Origin of the sequence: Pseudomonas sp. 22082, from assembly GCF_052046055.1 — a bacterium.
Taxonomy (GTDB): domain Bacteria; phylum Pseudomonadota; class Gammaproteobacteria; order Pseudomonadales; family Pseudomonadaceae; genus Aquipseudomonas; species Aquipseudomonas pharyngis.
Genome location: NZ_JBQEQB010000001.1, coordinates 319,042 through 336,450, shown reverse-complemented (window position 1 = coordinate 336,450; position 17,409 = coordinate 319,042). Strand labels below are relative to the sequence as shown.

The 17,409-nt window shown below is 62.1% G+C and carries 16 protein-coding genes; 3 read left to right on the top strand and 13 right to left on the bottom strand.

Going from position 1 to position 17,409, the window contains the following annotated elements:
- Positions 1-27: 27 nt before the first annotated feature.
- From ACTJK9_RS01625 to ACTJK9_RS01605, 5 genes are all read right to left on the bottom strand, one after another.
- The gene (locus tag ACTJK9_RS01625) at positions 28-507 is read right to left on the bottom strand and encodes a helix-turn-helix domain-containing protein (protein ID WP_039772141.1); all 480 of its coding nucleotides are present in this window, start codon (positions 505-507) and stop codon (positions 28-30) included.
- Between the two features lie 111 nt (positions 508-618).
- Complete coding sequence (locus ACTJK9_RS01620) at positions 619-1,731, bottom strand: alkene reductase (protein ID WP_440811579.1); 1,113 nt, start codon at positions 1,729-1,731, stop codon at positions 619-621.
- A 150-nt stretch (positions 1,732-1,881) separates the two neighbouring features.
- Complete coding sequence (locus ACTJK9_RS01615) at positions 1,882-4,119, bottom strand: molybdopterin cofactor-binding domain-containing protein (protein WP_440811576.1); 2,238 nt, start codon at positions 4,117-4,119, stop codon at positions 1,882-1,884.
- Positions 4,116-4,589: a (2Fe-2S)-binding protein gene (locus tag ACTJK9_RS01610; RefSeq protein WP_440811574.1), complete on the bottom strand. Its 474-nt coding sequence runs from the start codon at positions 4,587-4,589 to the stop codon at positions 4,116-4,118. Before ACTJK9_RS01610 ends, ACTJK9_RS01615 begins: the two co-directional genes overlap by 4 nt.
- On the bottom strand, positions 4,586-5,851 hold the full coding sequence (locus tag ACTJK9_RS01605) for a c-type cytochrome (RefSeq protein ID WP_440811571.1): 1,266 nt from the start codon (positions 5,849-5,851) through the stop codon (positions 4,586-4,588). Before ACTJK9_RS01605 ends, ACTJK9_RS01610 begins: the two co-directional genes overlap by 4 nt.
- Before the next feature lie 308 nt (positions 5,852-6,159).
- Between ACTJK9_RS01605 and ACTJK9_RS01600 the strand changes: the two genes are divergently transcribed.
- Both ACTJK9_RS01600 and ACTJK9_RS01595 read left to right on the top strand, forming a co-directional pair.
- Complete coding sequence (locus tag ACTJK9_RS01600; protein ID WP_440811568.1) at positions 6,160-7,359, top strand: MFS transporter; 1,200 nt, start codon at positions 6,160-6,162, stop codon at positions 7,357-7,359.
- A 100-nt stretch (positions 7,360-7,459) separates the two neighbouring features.
- A complete protein-coding gene (locus tag ACTJK9_RS01595; RefSeq protein WP_440811566.1) occupies positions 7,460-8,377 on the top strand; it encodes a LysR family transcriptional regulator in 918 nt (305 codons plus the stop codon).
- Positions 8,378-8,496: 119 nt separating this feature from the next.
- On the opposite strand, the gene ACTJK9_RS01590 is transcribed toward ACTJK9_RS01595, so the two are convergent.
- The 3 genes from ACTJK9_RS01590 to ACTJK9_RS01580 all read right to left on the bottom strand — a co-directional run bounded on the left by ACTJK9_RS01590 (position 8,497) and on the right by ACTJK9_RS01580 (position 11,465).
- Positions 8,497-9,699: an NAD(P)/FAD-dependent oxidoreductase gene (locus ACTJK9_RS01590; protein ID WP_440811564.1), complete on the bottom strand. Its 1,203-nt coding sequence runs from the start codon at positions 9,697-9,699 to the stop codon at positions 8,497-8,499.
- 223 nt (positions 9,700-9,922) lie between these two features.
- Positions 9,923-10,297, bottom strand: a complete 375-nt coding sequence (locus tag ACTJK9_RS01585; RefSeq protein ID WP_041475244.1) for a response regulator transcription factor — start codon at positions 10,295-10,297, stop codon at positions 9,923-9,925.
- Positions 10,298-10,445: 148 nt separating this feature from the next.
- On the bottom strand, positions 10,446-11,465 hold the full coding sequence (locus ACTJK9_RS01580; RefSeq protein WP_085611789.1) for a GlxA family transcriptional regulator: 1,020 nt from the start codon (positions 11,463-11,465) through the stop codon (positions 10,446-10,448).
- Positions 11,466-11,740: 275 nt separating this feature from the next.
- Here ACTJK9_RS01580 and ACTJK9_RS01575 point away from each other — a divergent pair, with 275 nt between their 5' ends.
- Positions 11,741-12,700: an MBL fold metallo-hydrolase gene (locus tag ACTJK9_RS01575; RefSeq protein ID WP_064596038.1), complete on the top strand. Its 960-nt coding sequence runs from the start codon at positions 11,741-11,743 to the stop codon at positions 12,698-12,700.
- Between the two features lie 144 nt (positions 12,701-12,844).
- On the opposite strand, the gene ACTJK9_RS01570 is transcribed toward ACTJK9_RS01575, so the two are convergent.
- The 5 genes from ACTJK9_RS01570 to ACTJK9_RS01550 form a co-directional block, all read right to left on the bottom strand.
- Positions 12,845-13,219, bottom strand: a complete 375-nt coding sequence (locus tag ACTJK9_RS01570; protein WP_221399550.1) for a response regulator — start codon at positions 13,217-13,219, stop codon at positions 12,845-12,847.
- A gap of 125 nt (positions 13,220-13,344) precedes the next feature.
- Entirely contained in the window at positions 13,345-13,869 is a 525-nt protein-coding gene (locus ACTJK9_RS01565; RefSeq protein WP_221399551.1) for a hypothetical protein, read from the bottom strand.
- A gap of 15 nt (positions 13,870-13,884) precedes the next feature.
- Entirely contained in the window at positions 13,885-14,595 is a 711-nt protein-coding gene (locus tag ACTJK9_RS01560) for a GlxA family transcriptional regulator (protein WP_440811561.1), read from the bottom strand.
- Between the two features lie 47 nt (positions 14,596-14,642).
- Complete coding sequence (locus ACTJK9_RS01555; protein ID WP_440811558.1) at positions 14,643-16,097, bottom strand: sensor histidine kinase; 1,455 nt, start codon at positions 16,095-16,097, stop codon at positions 14,643-14,645.
- 346 nt (positions 16,098-16,443) lie between these two features.
- The gene (locus ACTJK9_RS01550) at positions 16,444-17,091 is read right to left on the bottom strand and encodes a response regulator transcription factor (protein ID WP_440811556.1); all 648 of its coding nucleotides are present in this window, start codon (positions 17,089-17,091) and stop codon (positions 16,444-16,446) included.
- Positions 17,092-17,409: the final 318 nt, after the last annotated feature.

Below are 17,409 nucleotides of genomic sequence, written 5' to 3'. Positions count from 1 at the left end.
GAGCGGGTAACGTCAGGTTCGGTCAGGTCACGCGTGCGAGGGGTGGGCGTGCCCAGCGTTGTGCACGCTCCAGAGTGCAGCGTCGAGTTCGATGGCAGGCAACTGAAGCGCGATGGGCGCGCGGTTGGCGACGAAGGCGCGACGCCATTCTCGGGGCGGCATGCCTTCGAGGCGGTTGAAGGTGCGGGTGAAGTGCGAATGGTCCGAAAACCCGCATTCGTAGACGACCTCGGTGATCGGCATCGAAGTGATCAGCAGGCTTTTGGCTTTCTCGATCTTCATCCTCAGCCACCACTCCTGCGGTGAGTACCCGGTGTTCTTTTTGAACGCACGGGAAAAATGACTGCGCGAAAGATTGCAGAGGCCGGCGATCTCGCTGATGCGCGCGCTGCGGCTCAGGTCCCTGAGCATCAGTTCCTTGGCGCGACGTTCCTGCCAACTGGTCAACGATCCCAGCGGGCGCATCAGGGGGCGTGGATGGTCGGAAATCAGCGATTGCGGGCTCATGTTTGCTCTCCTTATCGTTGTGCAAAGTCTCTGCGTCGACGCCCTTTAAAGTCCTTAAACAATCCTGAAGAGTTATTAAATTCCCTCGGTCAGCACCCTGCGGTCAGCGGGTCAGGCATGGGACGGGTAGTCAATGTAGCCACGCTGATCGCCGCCAAAGAACGTGCTCGGGTCCGGTGCGTTGAGCGTCAGGCCCTCGCGGATTCGCCGAGGCAGATCGGGGTTGGCCAGAAACGGTCGGCCGAACGCGATGATGTCGGCACGACCGTCGGCCAGGGCCTGTTCCGCCGACTCGGGGTCGTAGCCGCCGGCGATCATCAGCACGCCATCCCATGCCGCACGCAACTGAGCGATGATCGCGTCCCAGCGTGGGTCGAAATTTTCGTCCTTGACGGTGCCGACCACCGCCGGCTCGACCAGGTGCAGGTAGGCCAGCTTCCAGCGGTTCAGCGAACGCACGATGTAGCCGAATGTGGCCTCCGGCGATTCATCGCCCATGCCCATGAAGCGACCCATGGGCGTCAGGCGCACGCCGACACGGTCGGCACCGACTTCGTCGACCACGGCCGCCACCACTTCCAGTAACAGGCGCGCACGGTTTTCCAGGGTGCTGCCATAACCGTCCGTGCGCTGGTTGCTGTTGCTGTTGATGAACTGGTCCAGCAGATAGCCGTTGCCGGCGTGAATTTCCACGCCATCCATCCCGGCGCTCAGCGCATTGCGGGCGGCGCGGCGGTAGTCGCTGATGATGTCGGCGATTTCCGAAACCTGCAGTGCGCGCGGCACTGGCACGTCGCCCCACACACCGTTGCCCTCGGCATCGACGATGAAGGTCTTGCCCGGTACAGGCAATGCGCTCGGCGCCACCGGCAGTGCGTTGTCCGGTTGAAAGCTTGGGTGCGATACGCGGCCCACATGCCACAGCTGCATGAAGATCAACCCGTCGGCCTCGTGTACCTGGCGGCTGACTTCGCGCCAGGCTTGCACTTGTTCATCGTTGTAGATGCCAGGCGTCCACGCATAACCCTGGCCCTGACGGGAAATTTGCGTCGCCTCGGTGATGATCAGCGCGGCGCTCGCCCGCTGGCGGTAGTACTCGGCGTTCATGGACGTCGGGATGTCGCCCGGTTGCCCGGCACGGGAGCGAGTCAACGGCGCCATCGCCACCCGATGGGGAAGTGTGTAGGGGCCGAGGGCGATGGGGCGGAACAGTTGTTGTGTCATGGGGGTTCTCCAGTCTTCGAAAAGGATCGGCAGGGCGGTGTCGGGACATTTGGCCCGACACCGGATGGCCCTACGTTAAGCGGCTGTCCGGTGCTTGATAATCCGCACGCGACGCCACGCTGCATTGCGTGAAATGCAACGTGGCGCGGTTCAGGAAGGCTGTTGCGAGCGGGTCAGGGGCAGGTTCAGCCAACGCCGGCCGGTGGCATTCGCCACTGCATTGCCGATGGCAGCCGCCATGGGGCCTTGGACGATTTCGGCGGCACCGAGAAACGGTTGCCCCGGCTGGTCGAGCAGGTGAACGTCGACCTTTTTGGGCACTTGCGAGAAGCGCAGAATCGGGTAGCCGCTCCAGTCGTAGCTGCGGATGCCGCCGGCGTCATAGGCGACCTTTTCATACAGCGTCCAGCTGGTGGACTGCACGATCCCGCCCTCGACCTGGTTGCGCAGGCCATCGGGACTGACGATCTGCCCCACGTCCACTGCGGTGACGACGTGGTCAATCTGCACTTCGCCGGTCTGCGGATGCACCCGCAGACGCACGGCGATGGCGCAGTAGCCCATGATGTTTTTGTAGCGCGCGAAGGCGAAGCCAAGGCCTGCGCCGGGTTCACTGCTTTTTTGCGCCCAGCCGACGGCATCGCGAACCTTTTCCACCACCGCCCGTGCCCGAGGATCGGTCAGGTGTGCCAGGCGCAGGGCAACCGGATCGACTGCGGCCTTGGCGGCCAGCTCGTCGATACAGGCTTCGATGGCGAAGACGTTGATGTGCGCCCCCAGCGAGCGCATGGCTGAAGTGCGGAACGGCATCTCGGTGACGAAGTTCATGTCGATCCGCGAGGAGGCCACGGTGTACAGCGGCACCGCGTTGCGATCGCCATCGCCCTCAGGCTGGGCGATCGGCACCGAGGGTGCGGAAGCGAACGGCCGGGCCAGCAGGCGTGCGGGCAGCAAGCGCCCGGCGTTGACGATGCGTTCGTTGTGCGGCGTGGTCCACAGCTCATAGTTCCAGTCCTGCAGCCGACCCTGTGCGTCAAGGTTGGCTTGCACTTCGGTGACCATCGCCGAGCTGTACGGCTCCCAAAGGTTTTCCTGCTCGCGCATCCATTGCACCCGCACCGGCGTGCCCGGTACGCGCATGGCAATCAGCGCCGCGTCGGCCGCGGCATCGTCTGCGCCGTTATGGCCGTAACAGCCGGAACCTTCAGTGTGGATACAGCGCACTCGGTCGGGCGGCAGCCGCAGCATTTCGGCGATCCCGGCACGCAGCGGGTATACGCCCTGGGTGTGGGTCCAGACGGTGAGGGTGCCGTCCTTGAACCAGGCCACGGCGCAGGACGGACCGATCGAGCCATGCATCAGATATTGCTTGGTCACCCGGGCGCGATATTCGTTGTCGGTCTTGCCTTGGGGCGTGCCTTCATGGCTGATCGGATAACGACGCGAGGGCAGGCGCTTGAGCAGCGCATGGATGTCGCGCGATTCGGGAATCGCCTGCCCGCCGCTCCAGCGCGCCGAGGCGTATCCATGACGCATGGCTTTGATCGCTTGCCATTCGTCCCGCGCGACCACGGCCAGATAATTGCCGTCGCGAATCACCTGCACCACCCCGGACAGCGTCTTGATCGATTCAATATCGATGGCTTCCAGCGTGCAGCCGGGACGCGGCGGGCGGATGACCCGGGCGTGGAGCATGCCCGGCAGGCGAATGTCCTGCACGAACGCGGCGCCGCCGCTGACTTTGCCCGGAATGTCCAGGCGTGGCAGCGAATGGCCGATGAGCTTGAACGACGCCGGCGGCATCGAGGGTGACTCGGACGTTGCATAGCGGTGCAGATCGACCTGCTGCACGGCGTCGGCGTAGGACATGTGTTGCCCGGTCGGGCCGAGAATGCTGCCGTCGCGAGTCGTCAGCAGTGCCGGCGCAACGTTCCAGCTGCGCCCGGCCGATTCCAGCAGCATCTCGCGCACTTGTGCCGCCGCGTTGAACAGCGCGGTGCCGCTGTCGAAAATCGTGTGGCTGCCGGCGGTGTAGCCTTCGTTCGGCGTGAGTGCGGTATCGGCGGTGAGCAGGTTGATCGCGGTCGGGGCGACCTCCAGCCGTTCAGCGGCAATTTGCAGTAACGCGGTTTTGACCCCGGTGCCCAGTTCGACCTTGCCGGTGTAGACGGTGATGCCGTCGTGGCCGACGCGGATCCAGGCATCGAGCCAGGGGTTGGTGCGCAGGCTGCCGGGCAGGTCCGGCGCCAGGACGACCGTGCCGAGGGTATCGACTTCGGTGTCAGCCAGGGCGCGGCGCGAGACCGGCACCAAAGCAAACGCCACCAGCAGCGCGCCCCCGCGCAGGAACGCACGGCGACTTTGATCGACCTCATTGATCGTCGTCATTGCGCACTCCCGTTTTGCCGGGCGACCAGGCTGATCGCCTCGATGATGCGCAAGTGCGTGCCACAGCGGCACAGGTTGCCTGCCATGTGTTCGCGAATGGTCTGCTCGTCGGGATGCGGATTGCTTTCGAGCAGTGACTGCGCACGCATCAACATGCCGGCGATGCAGTAACCGCATTGAGCGGCCTGTTTGTCGATGAACGCTTGCTGCAGGGAGCCGGGGCGTTCGGCTGTTCCCAGGCTCTCGACCGTCCGCACCTTTTTGCCCTCGAGGCCGGCGCAGGGTGTCAGGCAGGAAAACACCGGTTGGTCATCGACGATGACGGTGCAGGCGCCGCATTGGCCCAGGCCACACCCGTACTTGGCGCCGTTCAGGCCCAGGTGATTGCGCAGCGCATAGAGCAGCGGCATGTCCGGTTCCAGCTCGAGAGCCCGGGAAGATCCGTTGACGTTGAGGGTGATCTGAGTCATTTCGTCTCCTGACGTAGCGCTTGGAGGGTGGCAGGAAGGTCGGTCCACGGTTGGTCGGGGCTGGCCTGATGGCGCAGGTAGACGGCCAGGGCGTCGAGTTGAGCGTTGTCGAGGCTGGCGGCGAACGAGGGCATCACCGGTCCCGGTTGGCCGGGTTCTGCCGGGATGCCCTCAAGTACGGTTTTCACAAAGTTGCGCGGGCTGGCGGCCTGTAGTGCCGAGGTGCGATCCAGTGCCGGGCGGCCGTCGATGTCACGCATCGGCGCGCCTTGGGCATGGCAGCCGGCGCAGGCACTGGCGAACAGCAACGCGCCAGAGGATCGATCCGCAGGTTCAGCGCTGGCGCTGGCGTTGGGGACCTCGTTGATTGTGGCCTTCGCCGGCAGACTCAGCAGGTATTCGGCAATCGCCTGAGCATCTTCCACGGGCAAGCGCGCCAGACCGAGACTGACCGGGCGCATCGGGCCCGCCGCCGTGCCGTGTCCGTCGACCACTTCGGCCCGCAGGTAACTCACCAGTTGCTCGCTGCTCCACGGGTTTGCACGGTGCGCCATGCCCAGCAGTGACGGCGCGACCCAGCCATCCACGCTGCCGCCGGCCAGGTTTTCGCCGGATTTCTCGGCGCCGATCAGGTTCAACGGCGAATGACAGCCCGCGCAGTGACCGGGCCCCTCGACCAGGTAACGTCCGCGATTCCACGCCTGCGATTGCTCCGCCAGTGGCGTCAGCGGCTGCCCATGCAGGAACAGCAGGTTCCAGAACGACACCAGAGGCCGGATGTTCATCGGGAAGTTCATGCGGTTCTGTTGTGGCGGCGAGTCCACGGCCGGGCCGCTCATCAGGTACGCATAGGCGTCGGCGATGTCGTCTTGGGTCATGCGCCGGTAATGAACGTAAGGGAAGGCCGGGTACAGGAAGTGGCCGTCGCGGGAGATCCCTTCACGCATCGCCCGCTCGAAGGCCGGCAGCGACCATTGGCCGATGCCGGTCTGTGGATCCGGGGTGATGTTGGTGCTGTAGAGGGTGCCGAACGGCGTCACCAGCGGCAATCCACCGGCCAGGTATTGGCCGCCGGGCCGCGTATGACACACCGCACAGTCGCCAGCCTCGACGACGCGCGCGCCGCGTTGCAGTTGTGCGGAGTCGAAGGTTTGCGGGCGTTCGACCGGCGCAATTGCCGGCCGCCACATCAGCGCCAGGGCAGCGATTGCACCGATCGACGCGAGGGCTGCCGCGCTGACCCACAGCGCTCTGGATCTCATGAAATGGCCGTTCATGAGCGTTGGCCCAAGAGGCACGCGGTGGGCGTGAGGGACGGATTCGGCATCTTCGACAACTCCTTGAACGACCGGGGAAGGGCGCCGATGCAAAGCCCTGCGCCAGGTGCCCAAGGGTAGAGAAGGTGCAAACGTCCGAGTATTGCCAGACCGCGCAATAGCACGTTGCGCCAAGTGCAACGCCGAGGGTCGTTGCATTTGGCGCATCACTCAATTGCCTTTGGGATGGATACTCGAAGGCCTGCGCGACCCTTAGCCTTGGCGTCACTTTCCCAACTCATTGAGGTGTCATCATGCTTACGGGCAATCCGGCAGCGGCGGCCAAGGCCGAACCATCCGCTTCTCTTTCCGGCCTGATGGTCGCGTTCCTGGCTTTCTGCTGCGGCGCGGTCGTGGCCAACCTTTATTACGCTCAGCCGATCGTCGAACTGATCGCGCCGCAGATCGGCCTGTCCAGTGCCAATGCCAGTCTGATCGTTTCACTCACGCAGTTCGGTTATGCGCTGGGCCTGCTGTTGCTGGTGCCGCTGGCCGACCTGATGGAAAACCGTCGGCTGGTGGTGGGCTTCACCCTGGCGGCGAGCGTGACGCTGTTGTGCGCCGGTCTGACGCACTCGCCGTCGATGTTCCTGGTCCTGTCGTTGCTGATCGGCCTGACTTCGGTGGCGGTGCAGATCCTCGTGCCGTTGGCCGCGCACCTGGCGCCCGAGGCGAGCCGTGGCCGGGTGGTGGGCAACATCATGAGTGGCCTGTTGCTGGGCATTCTGCTGTCGCGGCCACTGTCGAGTCTGCTGGTGGAGGTGTTCGGCTGGCGCGGAGTGTTTTTCAGCGCGGCGGCACTGATGGCCGTCATCGCCCTGATCACGGCGATTGCCTTGCCGCGCCGCGTCCCGAGCCATCAGGCGACGTACGTGGCGCTGATCGGCTCGGTGTTTGCGCTGGCCCGTCGGCACGCGGTTCTGCGTCAGCGTTCGCTGTATCAGGGCTTGCTGTTTGCCAGCTTCAGCCTGTTCTGGACCCTCGCACCGATTGAGCTGATGCGGCACCACGGTTTCAGTCAGGCACAGGTGGCGATATTTGCCCTGGTCGGCGCCGTCGGCGCGGTCGCAGCGCCGATTGCCGGACGGCTGGCCGATGCCGGGCACGGTCGGCGCGGGACGCTCGTGGCACTGTTGCTGGCGCCAGTCTCGTTGCTGATCGCCGCGCTGCCGGGCAGCAGTTATGTCTGGCTGGTGGTTTGCGCGGTGCTGCTGGACTTCGCCGTGCAACTGAACATGGTGCTGGGCCAGCGCGAGGTGTACGCCATCGACCCTCACAGCCGGGCCCGCCTGAATGCCGTGTACATGACCAGCATCTTCGTCGGCGGCGCGCTGGGATCGCTGGTCGCCAGTCCGCTCTACGAGCATTTCGGCTGGAACCTGTCCGCCGTGACCGTGGCGTTGCTGCCAGCACTGGCCCTGGCGCTGTTCCTGAGCCGCAAGGCCGATGCCTGAACCGCAGGCACCGCTGAGTCCGATGAAGCACGGTCCTACAAGACGATTGGCGAACGGTGATGCACAATCATCACCGTTTCCTTTCGATCGGGCTCCACTTATGGACAAGTTGCTGGCACTGAAGATGTTCGTTGAAACCGTCCGTTGCGGTGGTTATTCCTCGGCGGCACGCAAACTCGGCATCTCCACCTCTTCGGTGACACGCCAGGTGGCGGGGCTGGAAAACGAATTGGGCGCCAGCCTGCTCAACCGCACGACACGCAACACCAGCGTGACGGTCGCCGGCCAAACCTATTTCGAGAAAGCGCTGGCCATTCTCGATGCCATCGATGAGGCCGACGCGGTTGTCGCCGACCGTGGCAGCGAGGCGCAAGGACGCCTGCGCATCAGTGTGCCGGTGGAGTTCGGCCGGCAGATCATTGCACCGCAACTGGGGGTATTGCTCGACCGCCATCCGGGGCTTGAAATCAGTGTGTCGTTGAGCGATCAGGTCAGCGATCTGCTGAGCGAGCAGATCGATGTCTCGGTGCGGCTGGGATCGTCGGTGGTCAGTGACGATATCGTCAGCAAGCGCGTGGGCGGATTCCAGCGCTGGATTGTGGCGAGTCCGGATTACCTGAGCCGTCACGCTGTTCCGGCGCATCCACGAGACTTGCTCGAGCATCAATGCCTGCGCTTCGACTACGCGGGTTCGCACCAGCACTGGACGTTCCAGGGCGACGAGGAAACCATCCAGCTCAATGTGCATGGCCGCCTGCAAAGCAACAACGCCGACATCCTGCGCGAAGCCGCGGTGGCGGGGCGCGGGGTGGCCCTGCTGGCGGACTGGCTGGTGCGCGCCGATGTCGAGGCCGGTCGTTTGACGCGGCTGCTGGAGGGTTATGAAGTCAACCCCGGTAATGCGAGCTGCTGCATCAATGCGTTGTATCTGCCCAATCACCGGGGCTCCAGTCGTATCAATGTGTTCATCGACTTTCTGGAAGACATTCTGGCAGCGGAGCCATCGACTCAACGCTAGAGTGCCGTTTATTGCCGCCCGACGCTTTGTGAGTTCTGCATAAAAAAAGCGCCCGCCAAAAAAACCGTGGCGGGCGCCTGGGAATGCGCAGCGATAGGGAAGTGTGAAGCGTCGGGTGATCAGGCCACCGGAATCAACGGGTCGGCCGCGGCCAGTGCGGTTGCACGATCGGCGGCCGGCGGGTAAATCCACACGGTGTTGATCTGAGTCTTGAGGTCTTTGGCCTCTTGCCCGACCAGTTTCAATTGACGGTCCCAGCCCTCGGTGAACACCGCGCCCCAGGCACCGAGGTCAAGGCAGGTCACGTACTTGGGCTGGCGGTAGGTGACCGGTGCGACACCGATCAGGTCAGCGGCCACATTGTTGCCGGCATAACGGCCCAGGCTGATCGCATGCTGGCAGGACATCGCGGCGTAGTTTCCGAGATCATCCGTAGCGGCATAAGCGACGTCGCCGGCAGCGAAGACATCCACGTGCCCCAGCACTTTCAAGTGGCCGTCGACGTGCAGGCGACCTTGCGGATCACGGCTGCCCGGAATCTGTTCAGTGAGCGGGCTGGCGCGAAAGCCAACAGTCCAGATGACGGTGTTGGACTCGATACGTTTACCGTCGGCCAGGGTCACGCCGCCGGCATCCACCGAGGCGACCGAGGCGTCGACTACCCATTCAATGCCCAGCTCTCGGGACGCTTCGACAATGGACGGGCGAATACCGTCACCCAGCGTCGCGGCGATTTGCGGCGAACGATCCACCACGATGACCCTGATCGGCGCATCGTCACCCAGTGCGGCACGCAGGCGGGCCGGCATTTCGGTGGCGGTTTCGATCCCGGTAAAACCACCACCGGCGACCACCACGGTATTACGCGCAGCGCTCGACGGCTGGTCCTTCAACGACTTGATATGGGCTTCGAGGCGCGCGGCTTCTTCGATCTGATCGACATCGAAGGCGTGTTCGATCATGCCTTTGAGCGGTGGGCGAATCACGCGACTGCCGGCGGCCAACACCAGTCGGTCATAGCTCAGCGTGCTTTGTGTGCCGAAGGCATCGCTGTAGGTCACTTGCTTGCTGGCGGTGTCGATGTTGTCGGCGATGCCTTTGACAAATTTCACGCCCACGGCATCGAACAGTTCACCCAGCGGCGCTTTCATGTTGTGGACATCCGGCTCGTAGAAGCGCGGACGGATGCGCAGTTCTGCCTGGGGTGCGAGGACGGTGATCTGCACGTCGTTACGATCATGCTGGTCCAGCAGACGTGCGGCGCTCAGGGCGCTCCAGACGCCACCAAACCCTGCGCCTATCACTAAAATGTGCTGTTTCATCGGATGACTCCTGTGGAAATTCTGGTCGTTGAACGGCTTGTCCGTTCATGCGTGACCGTCTGCCGCTCTGCACGAAGCAGGTGGTTGTGAACAACCGCAGAGCCGGTTCGATTCGCTGGGGAAGATGCTATCGGGGAAGGTGCGGCGAGACACTTCTACATAGGGTCAGTGCCGACATGCTTAGGTATGGGGTTCGGTATACACAGGTATAGAAAGAGGGCCGTCAAACGGCGCGATTGAATGCGCTTTCGATGCAGGTGATGAGTTCGCCGCACGGGAAGGGTTTAGGGAAATAGGCGAGGGGCTCGGGGAATGCGGCGTTGACCCGTGGTGGACGCCCTTGGTAGCCCGTGATGAAAATGATCGGGATGCGCACGCCTCGGGCGCACAGCTCATCATACATCTCGATACCGGACAGACCGGGCATCTGGATGTCCGAGATGATGCAGCCAGGGCGGGGCGGCGCCTTCATCGCCAGAAAAGCCTCCGCGTTCGGGTACAACTGCACGGTGTAGCCGTGAGAGCGCAACAGGCTGTCCAGCGCCATGCGCACGGACTCATCATCATCGACAACCGATACAACAGCGGTGTGGGACATTGCTTTACCAGGGCTGATCTCGGGTAGCCCGTCAAGGACGCCCGCCATTGCCGCACGATACGCCGCTCGGTTCGGCGGCGTACTTATACGTGTGTATAGCGACCATATTTGAACGTCTGCGAGCCCGGCGCCATTGCGCTGTGTGGCGTCAGCGCGAGAACCGGCTGCGGTATTCCCGGGGCGAGACCGAGAGGTGACGGTAGAAGGTGTCGCGCATGCGTTCTTCGTCGCCAAACCCGCACAACTGTGCGATCTGGTCGATGTTGCGCTGAGAGTCTTCGAGCATTCGTCGCGCCGCTTCCAGGCGAAACAGCTCGAGTGCCTTGGCCGGCGTGCGGCCGATCTTGCGTTTGTAGACCCGCGCGAAATTGCGCGGGCTCATCTGCGCCTGTCGGGCCAGCGATTCGACGCTCAATTGCGGGTCGCCGAGGTTTTCGCTGATCCACAGGTGCAATTCTTCGAAGCAGCCTCTGTCGTCGATCTGCGCTTGCAGCAACTGGCTGAACTGCGCCTGACCGCCAGGACGTTTGAGAAAAACCACCAGCTCCCGCGCCACCTTCAACGCTACGGCGCGGCCGCAATCGGCTTCGACCAGAGCCAGCGCCATGTCGATTCCGGTGGTGACCCCGGCGGAAGTCCAGACGTTGCCTTGCTGGATGTAGATCGCATCAAGGTCGACATCGACACTCGGAAAACCACCCTTGAGCATGTCGCACATTCCCCAATGGGTGGTTGCGCGCAAGCCTTCCAGCAGCCCGGCCTGGGCCAGCAGAAAGGTGCCGCTGCACACCGAGGCGGTGCGTCTGGCCTTGGCCGACGCCGCGCGCAGCCAGTCGACCAACGCAACATTGTCGAGCATGGCCTGACGGATGTTCGGCGCACCGGGCACGATCAGCGTATCGATGGTTGTCTCGTCAAAGGTGCGCAGGGCCAAGGTGTTGACCGACAGCCCTTCGGCGGTGGCGATCAATCCGCCGTCCAGGCTGGCGGTGTGCAACGCGTAGCCAGGCAAGCCGCGTTCGGCCATGGCCTTGGATGCGGCCCAGAACACGGTTTGTGCGCCGGTCAGGTCCAGCAAGCCCATCTGCGGATACGCCAGGAACACCAGCGTGCGCGGTTGCGCGAGCAAGCAGGTGAGAGGGTCGGGATGGTGAAAAATAGAGTTCATGACTGCTCAGGGACCTGATGATCGCCCGCTTTTCGGCGATCCGGTGCGCCGTAGTTTCGGTGTTTGCGGGCAGGAGCGCGAATATACATTGGTATGGGCCACAGCCACCTCAACAGCGGCGTTACTCGGTCGATGTGGTTCAAGCCCTATACCCGCGTATGGTGTTGGACGTCGTGGTCGCGATGCACACTCGATTTCAAGGCGCGCCATTCAGCGCTTGCGCCAGCAAGGGCATTCGTCCGGGAAATTTTGACTCAGCCAAGAGGAAAGCGACCATGTCAACGTATCTGAATCACTCCAATCAAACCAACGCAACCGATGACCGGCAGGCGTCCGTCACCCGCCAGCCATTCGCTCCGGCGCAGGAGTTGGTGCCATCGCGCTACGCACTGCAGGTCGGCGACATTGACGTGGTGGTGATCAGCGACGGCGTGCTGCCGCTGCCGACCTCGACCATGTCCACAAATGCCGACCCGCAGGCTCGCGCCGCCTGGTTCAAGGACATGTTCCTGGGGCCGGACGCGTTTGACTGGGCACTCAACGTGCTGGTCGTGCGCAGCGGCGAGCAGATCATTCTGGTCGACGCCGGACTGGGCGGGCAGTTTCCCGGTTTCCCCCGGGCCGGCCAGTTGCCGAAACGGCTGGAAGCGGCGGGCATCGATCTGGCCAGCGTGACTGACATTGTGATCACACACATGCACATGGACCATGTCGGCGGTCTGCTGGTCGACGAGGTGAAGAGCCGGTTGCGTGCGGACGTGCGCATTCACGTCTCGGCAAAAGAGGTCGAGTTCTGGGAGACACCGGACTTCACCCAGACCGTCATGCCGGCGCCAGTGCCTGACGTTCTGCGCGCGACGGCCAATCAGTTCATCAACGATTACCGCCGCCAGGTGCGCACCTTCGAGGATGAATACGAAGTGGCGCCGGGGGTGGTGGTGAAACTCACCGGCGGTCACACGCCGGGGCACAGTATTGTCTACGTCAACTCGGGCGGCGAACGCCTGACCTTTGCCGGCGACGCCCTGTTTCCGGTGGCCTTCGAGCATCCGGAATGGCACAACGGTTTCGAGCATGATCCTGAAGAGTCGGTGCGTGTCCGCGTACGCCTGATGCGTGAGGCGGCGGCGAGTGGCGAGTGGTTTGTCGCCACCCATCTGCCGTTCCCGTCGGTAGGTCGAGTGGCGGTCGATGGCGATGCGTTCCGCTGGATTGCAGCGTTCTGGGATTACTGATCGGCTGTCGGCGGCCCGGCTGCATTCGGCCGGGCTCGATAAAAATCAGGCCCCGCAAGTGACGAACTTGCGGGGCCTTTTTTTGCTTTGAGGTTTGTCGGTCGGGCAGCGGCGGCTCTGCATCGAGTTGTTCGAGAGGACCGCTCAACGACGGCGCATCAGCGCCTGCTCGATGCAAGCCAGCAGAGCCTCGGTATGGAACGGTTTGGAGAAATAACCTTCCGGCGTCCTTACCCGGGCACTGAACTCGGGGGGCAGGCCCGGTTTGCCCGTGATGAAAATCGTCGGAATATGGATCTTCCTGGCCGCCAGCGCCTCGTACATTTCGACCCCGCACATGCCTGGCATCTGAATGTCCGAGATCAGACACCCGGTCTGCTCTGGCGCGCTCGATTCAAGAAATGCAAAAGCACTGTTGAATGTCTTGACCGTATAACCGCAAGACCGCAACAAACTGTCCATTGAAACCAGAACAAGTTCGTCATCATCGACAACTGAAACAATAGCTGAGTTGAACATGGGAAACCTTGCGTTCTTTGCGGGTGTCTGTCGCGCCCGCCATACTTGCAAGATACGCTTTCAAAAATTGTGGAATAGTATACGTGGGTATGTTTAGTTGGTTTTTTGTTAGTTGCGACAGTTAATCAATGTTCAGCAAATAAATGGTTGTTGATTAACGAAAGAAAGTAACTGTTATGTCGAGTGCAGGCTTCAAAGAGTTGTCGGCTGGCGTAGTCGTTGTTGGCAATTGCGCTGGCGCGACAGTCGCGGAACAAGGCATCGGCGGCCCGTAGTCGGCGCAGGGCACGGTCAATGCCTTTAAGGCAGTCGGCAAAGCATAAAGGTTCGGGAGCCTCGTTGAGGTGGTAGAGCGCGTCGCGCTGGGCATGGCCGCCCAGGTCGGTGATGCCGGTGACGAGAAAGTCGGCGTAACGGGTATTGGCATTCAACAGTCTGCGCAACAGTGTCTGCACCGGCAAAAAGCTGACGGTGCGCAATGTCTGCTGGCTGTGTCTGAGTCGCACCAGAATGCTCAGCGTCGCGCTCAGGGTCTGCGTCAATGCGTCGATGATCTCCACGCGCTCAGCGGTGGACAACGATGTGTGCGTGCCATAGCGGGTGACGCAGGGCGGGTGACTGACCAAATACAGTTTGTGCGGTGCGTTCATGACCACCGTCTCCGGCTAGCGCTCGTGCGCGATTGAATGTTGTGATTGCAGCAGCGGACTCCACTGTTTCTGGTTGTCCGGGCGTCGGTAGTACACCACCATGCGCCGGGCGACCTGCATGGCCAGCTCGCGACCGTGATCGGCCTCGACCAGCGCCAGCGCCAGATCGATCCCGGCGCTGACGCCGGCGCAGGTCCACACCGATGCCTGGTGGACGAAGATGGCCTCGCGATCCAGCTCGACCCTGGGGAACAGCCGCTCGAACATGTCAGCCATCAACCAGTGTGTCGCCACGCGCAATCCATCGAGCAGTCCGGCCTGAGCCAGGAAAAAAGCACCGCTGCATACCGACGTCGTACGGTTTGCAGTGGCTGACGTGGCGCGCAACCAATCGACCAGCGGCGCGTTGTCTCGCAACGCCTGGCTGATGAACGCCGAGCCCGGAACGATCAACGTATTGATCGGCTCGTCGCCGAGCTCATCCAGCCGCCGGGTTTGAACCACCAGGCCTTCGCCGGTCTGCACCGGCCCGCCTTGCAGGCTCGCGGTGTGCAAGGCATAACCGGGCAAACCGAGTTGCGCCAGTCCGCACGTCGCCGCCCAGAAAACGGTCTGCGCACCGGTCAGATCCAGCAGGCCCATTTGCGGGTATGCCACGAAAACGACGGTTCGTTCGTGTACCGGGGTTTCGGGTTCTGCGCCGGGGGTTGTACGTTGGATAGACAATGCGGGTCTCCATATCGCCACCGGGCGACATCAGGGGTGGATGGTTGTCATTGATCGTGTTCGAGCGCAGCCAATGGAATCGCAAACACAAACTGCGTGCCGACGCCCTCGGTGCTGTTGACCCAGATGCGGCCGCCGTGGAATTCAATGATCGAACGGCAAATCGAGAGGCCCATTCCCAGGCCGGTGGGCTTGGTGGTGAAGAATGGGTCGAACAGCGAAGGCAGGATGTCCTCGGCAATGCCAACGCCGGAGTCGGCGATTTCAAGCACGGCCTCGTTGTGCAGGATCGAGGTGGTGATCCGCAGCGTCCGGGCGCGGTCAAGTACATTGGCCATGGCCTGGCAGGCGTTGATGATCAGATTGATGATGACTTGCTGCAGCTGTACCCGGTCACCTTTGATTCGTGCCCCGTGAGTGCCCAGTCGGGCGTGCGGGCGCACCTCATGGAAGCTGATGTCATGTTGCATCAGCGTCAGCGAGTCACTGACGATCTCGTCGAACACTTCGACATTGCGTTGCACCTCGCTGTGTCGCGACAACGCCCGAATACAGGCGATGACATCGGAGACCCTGACCGAGTTTTGAATGATCCGGTCCAGCGAACGGCGGGCTTCTTCCAGGTTGGGTTCGGGCCGGTTGATCCAGCGTTTGCAGGATTCACCGCTGGTGATGACCGCTGCCAGCGGCTGATTGATTTCGTGGGCGATGGAGGCCGCCAGTTCGCCCATGGAAGTCAGGCGCGTGACGTGGGCGAGGGTGGCTTGCGAGTGAAACAACGCCTCTTCCGACTGTTTGCTGGCGGTGACGTCCATCAGCGCCCCGGCGTATTGCGTGCGCCCGCGATGTCTGGGCAACGGGCTGGCGATCATCTGCACGTGCTTGATCCGACCATCCGGCATGAGCAGCCGATGCTCGACTTCGACCAGCTCCTGCCGGCGCGCAAACTGCTCCAGCACCTGATCGATAACCGGCAGGTCGTCGGGATGAGTGCGTGACTTGACCAGCGCCAGTGTCGGGGTGACGTCCGGCGAATACTCGAAAATACGCGACGACTCTTGCGACCATGACACGCTGACCTTTTTATCGATGATGAAACCGATACTGCCGGTGTGGGTAAGTTTCTGTGCGCCCAGAAAGAACGCTTCCTTGCGCCGCAGCGTTTCAGTGGCGCGTTTGCTGCGCAACGCGAGCAGGGAAATGGTCGTCAGCGCGATCAGGCACCTGACGAATCCGGCGATGCTGCGGTGATCGCGATAACCTTCATCGACCAGGAAGTCGGCCGTCAGCAGCGTGAGGCAACCCAACGCGACGGCAAGAAATACCGGTACCGGGAAGATGTTCGCTGACATGAATACCAGCGTGATGTAGAACAACGTCGGCGCAACGTCCAGATCGAGGTACGCGTTGGTGATATAGATCATGCTGCCGACCGCTATGGCGCAAAGCCAGGCGAAGGCGTCTGAACATAGAAGTTGTGCGCGACGTTTGATGATAGACATTTATTCTTCCAGATTTTTGCTATCGGACGGCAGGGCGTGTTCTTTCGATGAAGCAGGCAAACGCTATGAAAGGCGTATTAATGAAGAGGTTAAAAAGTCTGAAGTTGTTTTTCAGGCATGACGGTTGTTGGCGACTGTCTGTCATTCACCAATCGTTGTATTGAGTAATGGTTATTTGAATAAAGATCTTATTCGAAGACTTCTACGCTGGCACTGCTGCATTGGGTCATTTGCAGTATGACTGCGTATGAACCGGCTATACCCAAGTGTTAGTTGTTCGGAACTTGAGTGTTGATTGTGCCGGCCAGCCACGGCGGCTTGAGCCATACCGTATCGTTTCATTCGGTCACCGATGTGCAGGCAGCGCCGCGATGACCTCGGCCATGCGCACCAGGTCGGCAAACGAGCGCGCGCCCATCTTGCGCATGGCCTGGCCCCGGTGGATCTTCACAGTGATTTCACTGAGGCCGATTTCCCCGGCGATCTGCTTGTTCATCAAGCCTGAGGCCGCCAGCGCCATGACCGTCTGCTCCCGGGGTGTCAACGTCCCATGACGGGCGCGCAGTTCATCGGCATGCCGCCCTGACTCGCGACGCTGCTTGTCCCGCGAGTGTGCGGCGCAGACGGCATCGATCAGGTCCTGCTCGCGAAACGGTTTGGTCAGGAAGTCCACCGCGCCGGCTTTCATCGCGCGCACGGTCATGGCGATATCGCCGTGTCCGGTGATGAACACGATTGGCACATTGATTCCGGCGGTGGCCAGTTCATTCTGGAAATCCAGCCCGCTGCTGCCTTGCAGGCGCACGTCGAGTACCAGGCAACTCAGCGTGTCCGGACGTTGATACGTCATGAACTCGGCGACCGACCCGAACAGCTCCACCCGCAGACCAATGGAGCGCAACAGGCTGCCGAGGGAGTCGCGCAACGCGGCATCGTCGTCGACGATGAATACCACCGGCTCGCTGGGGTTGTTGCTGATGGGATTGTTGTTCATTGCTCTTTTCCCAAAAGGTTGTGACGTTGTGGCGAATCCCTTGGCCGGGCGGCCGGTGTTTGCTCGTGCGGGTTGATGCCCGACCAGAGACACGGTCCCGCTGGCGATAGCGCCGTGCGACACGTTGCGCAGGTGTGGGCGTGAGTAGATAGACGGTTAAGCATCGTAGTGGCGCAGCACGCCGTCAGCTAGGACAAAAAACCCGAAAAAACGGCCATTGCACCGGTCTTTGCGCGGCCCGATGCAGCTATCGGTTTCAAACGGTTCATACACAAGTATCAAAACACTCACCTAACGCATGATCCCGCTGTCCCCAAG

Coding starts and splice junctions, on each gene's coding strand:
- ACTJK9_RS01620 (WP_440811579.1), bottom strand. CDS start 1,731: ATGACACAACAACTGTTCCGCCCCATCGCCCTCGGCCCCTACACACTT.
- ACTJK9_RS01555 (WP_440811558.1), bottom strand. CDS start 16,097: ATGTCTATCATCAAACGTCGCGCACAACTTCTATGTTCAGACGCCTTC.
- ACTJK9_RS01565 (WP_221399551.1), bottom strand. CDS start 13,869: ATGAACGCACCGCACAAACTGTATTTGGTCAGTCACCCGCCCTGCGTC.
- ACTJK9_RS01605 (WP_440811571.1), bottom strand. CDS start 5,851: ATGAGATCCAGAGCGCTGTGGGTCAGCGCGGCAGCCCTCGCGTCGATC.
- ACTJK9_RS01625 (WP_039772141.1), bottom strand. CDS start 507: ATGAGCCCGCAATCGCTGATTTCCGACCATCCACGCCCCCTGATGCGC.
- ACTJK9_RS01580 (WP_085611789.1), bottom strand. CDS start 11,465: ATGAACTCTATTTTTCACCATCCCGACCCTCTCACCTGCTTGCTCGCG.
- ACTJK9_RS01595 (WP_440811566.1), top strand. CDS start 7,460: ATGGACAAGTTGCTGGCACTGAAGATGTTCGTTGAAACCGTCCGTTGC.
- ACTJK9_RS01615 (WP_440811576.1), bottom strand. CDS start 4,119: ATGACGACGATCAATGAGGTCGATCAAAGTCGCCGTGCGTTCCTGCGC.
- ACTJK9_RS01585 (WP_041475244.1), bottom strand. CDS start 10,297: ATGTCCCACACCGCTGTTGTATCGGTTGTCGATGATGATGAGTCCGTG.
- ACTJK9_RS01600 (WP_440811568.1), top strand. CDS start 6,160: ATGCTTACGGGCAATCCGGCAGCGGCGGCCAAGGCCGAACCATCCGCT.
- ACTJK9_RS01610 (WP_440811574.1), bottom strand. CDS start 4,589: ATGACTCAGATCACCCTCAACGTCAACGGATCTTCCCGGGCTCTCGAG.
- ACTJK9_RS01550 (WP_440811556.1), bottom strand. CDS start 17,091: ATGAACAACAATCCCATCAGCAACAACCCCAGCGAGCCGGTGGTATTC.
- ACTJK9_RS01590 (WP_440811564.1), bottom strand. CDS start 9,699: ATGAAACAGCACATTTTAGTGATAGGCGCAGGGTTTGGTGGCGTCTGG.
- ACTJK9_RS01575 (WP_064596038.1), top strand. CDS start 11,741: ATGTCAACGTATCTGAATCACTCCAATCAAACCAACGCAACCGATGAC.
- ACTJK9_RS01570 (WP_221399550.1), bottom strand. CDS start 13,219: ATGTTCAACTCAGCTATTGTTTCAGTTGTCGATGATGACGAACTTGTT.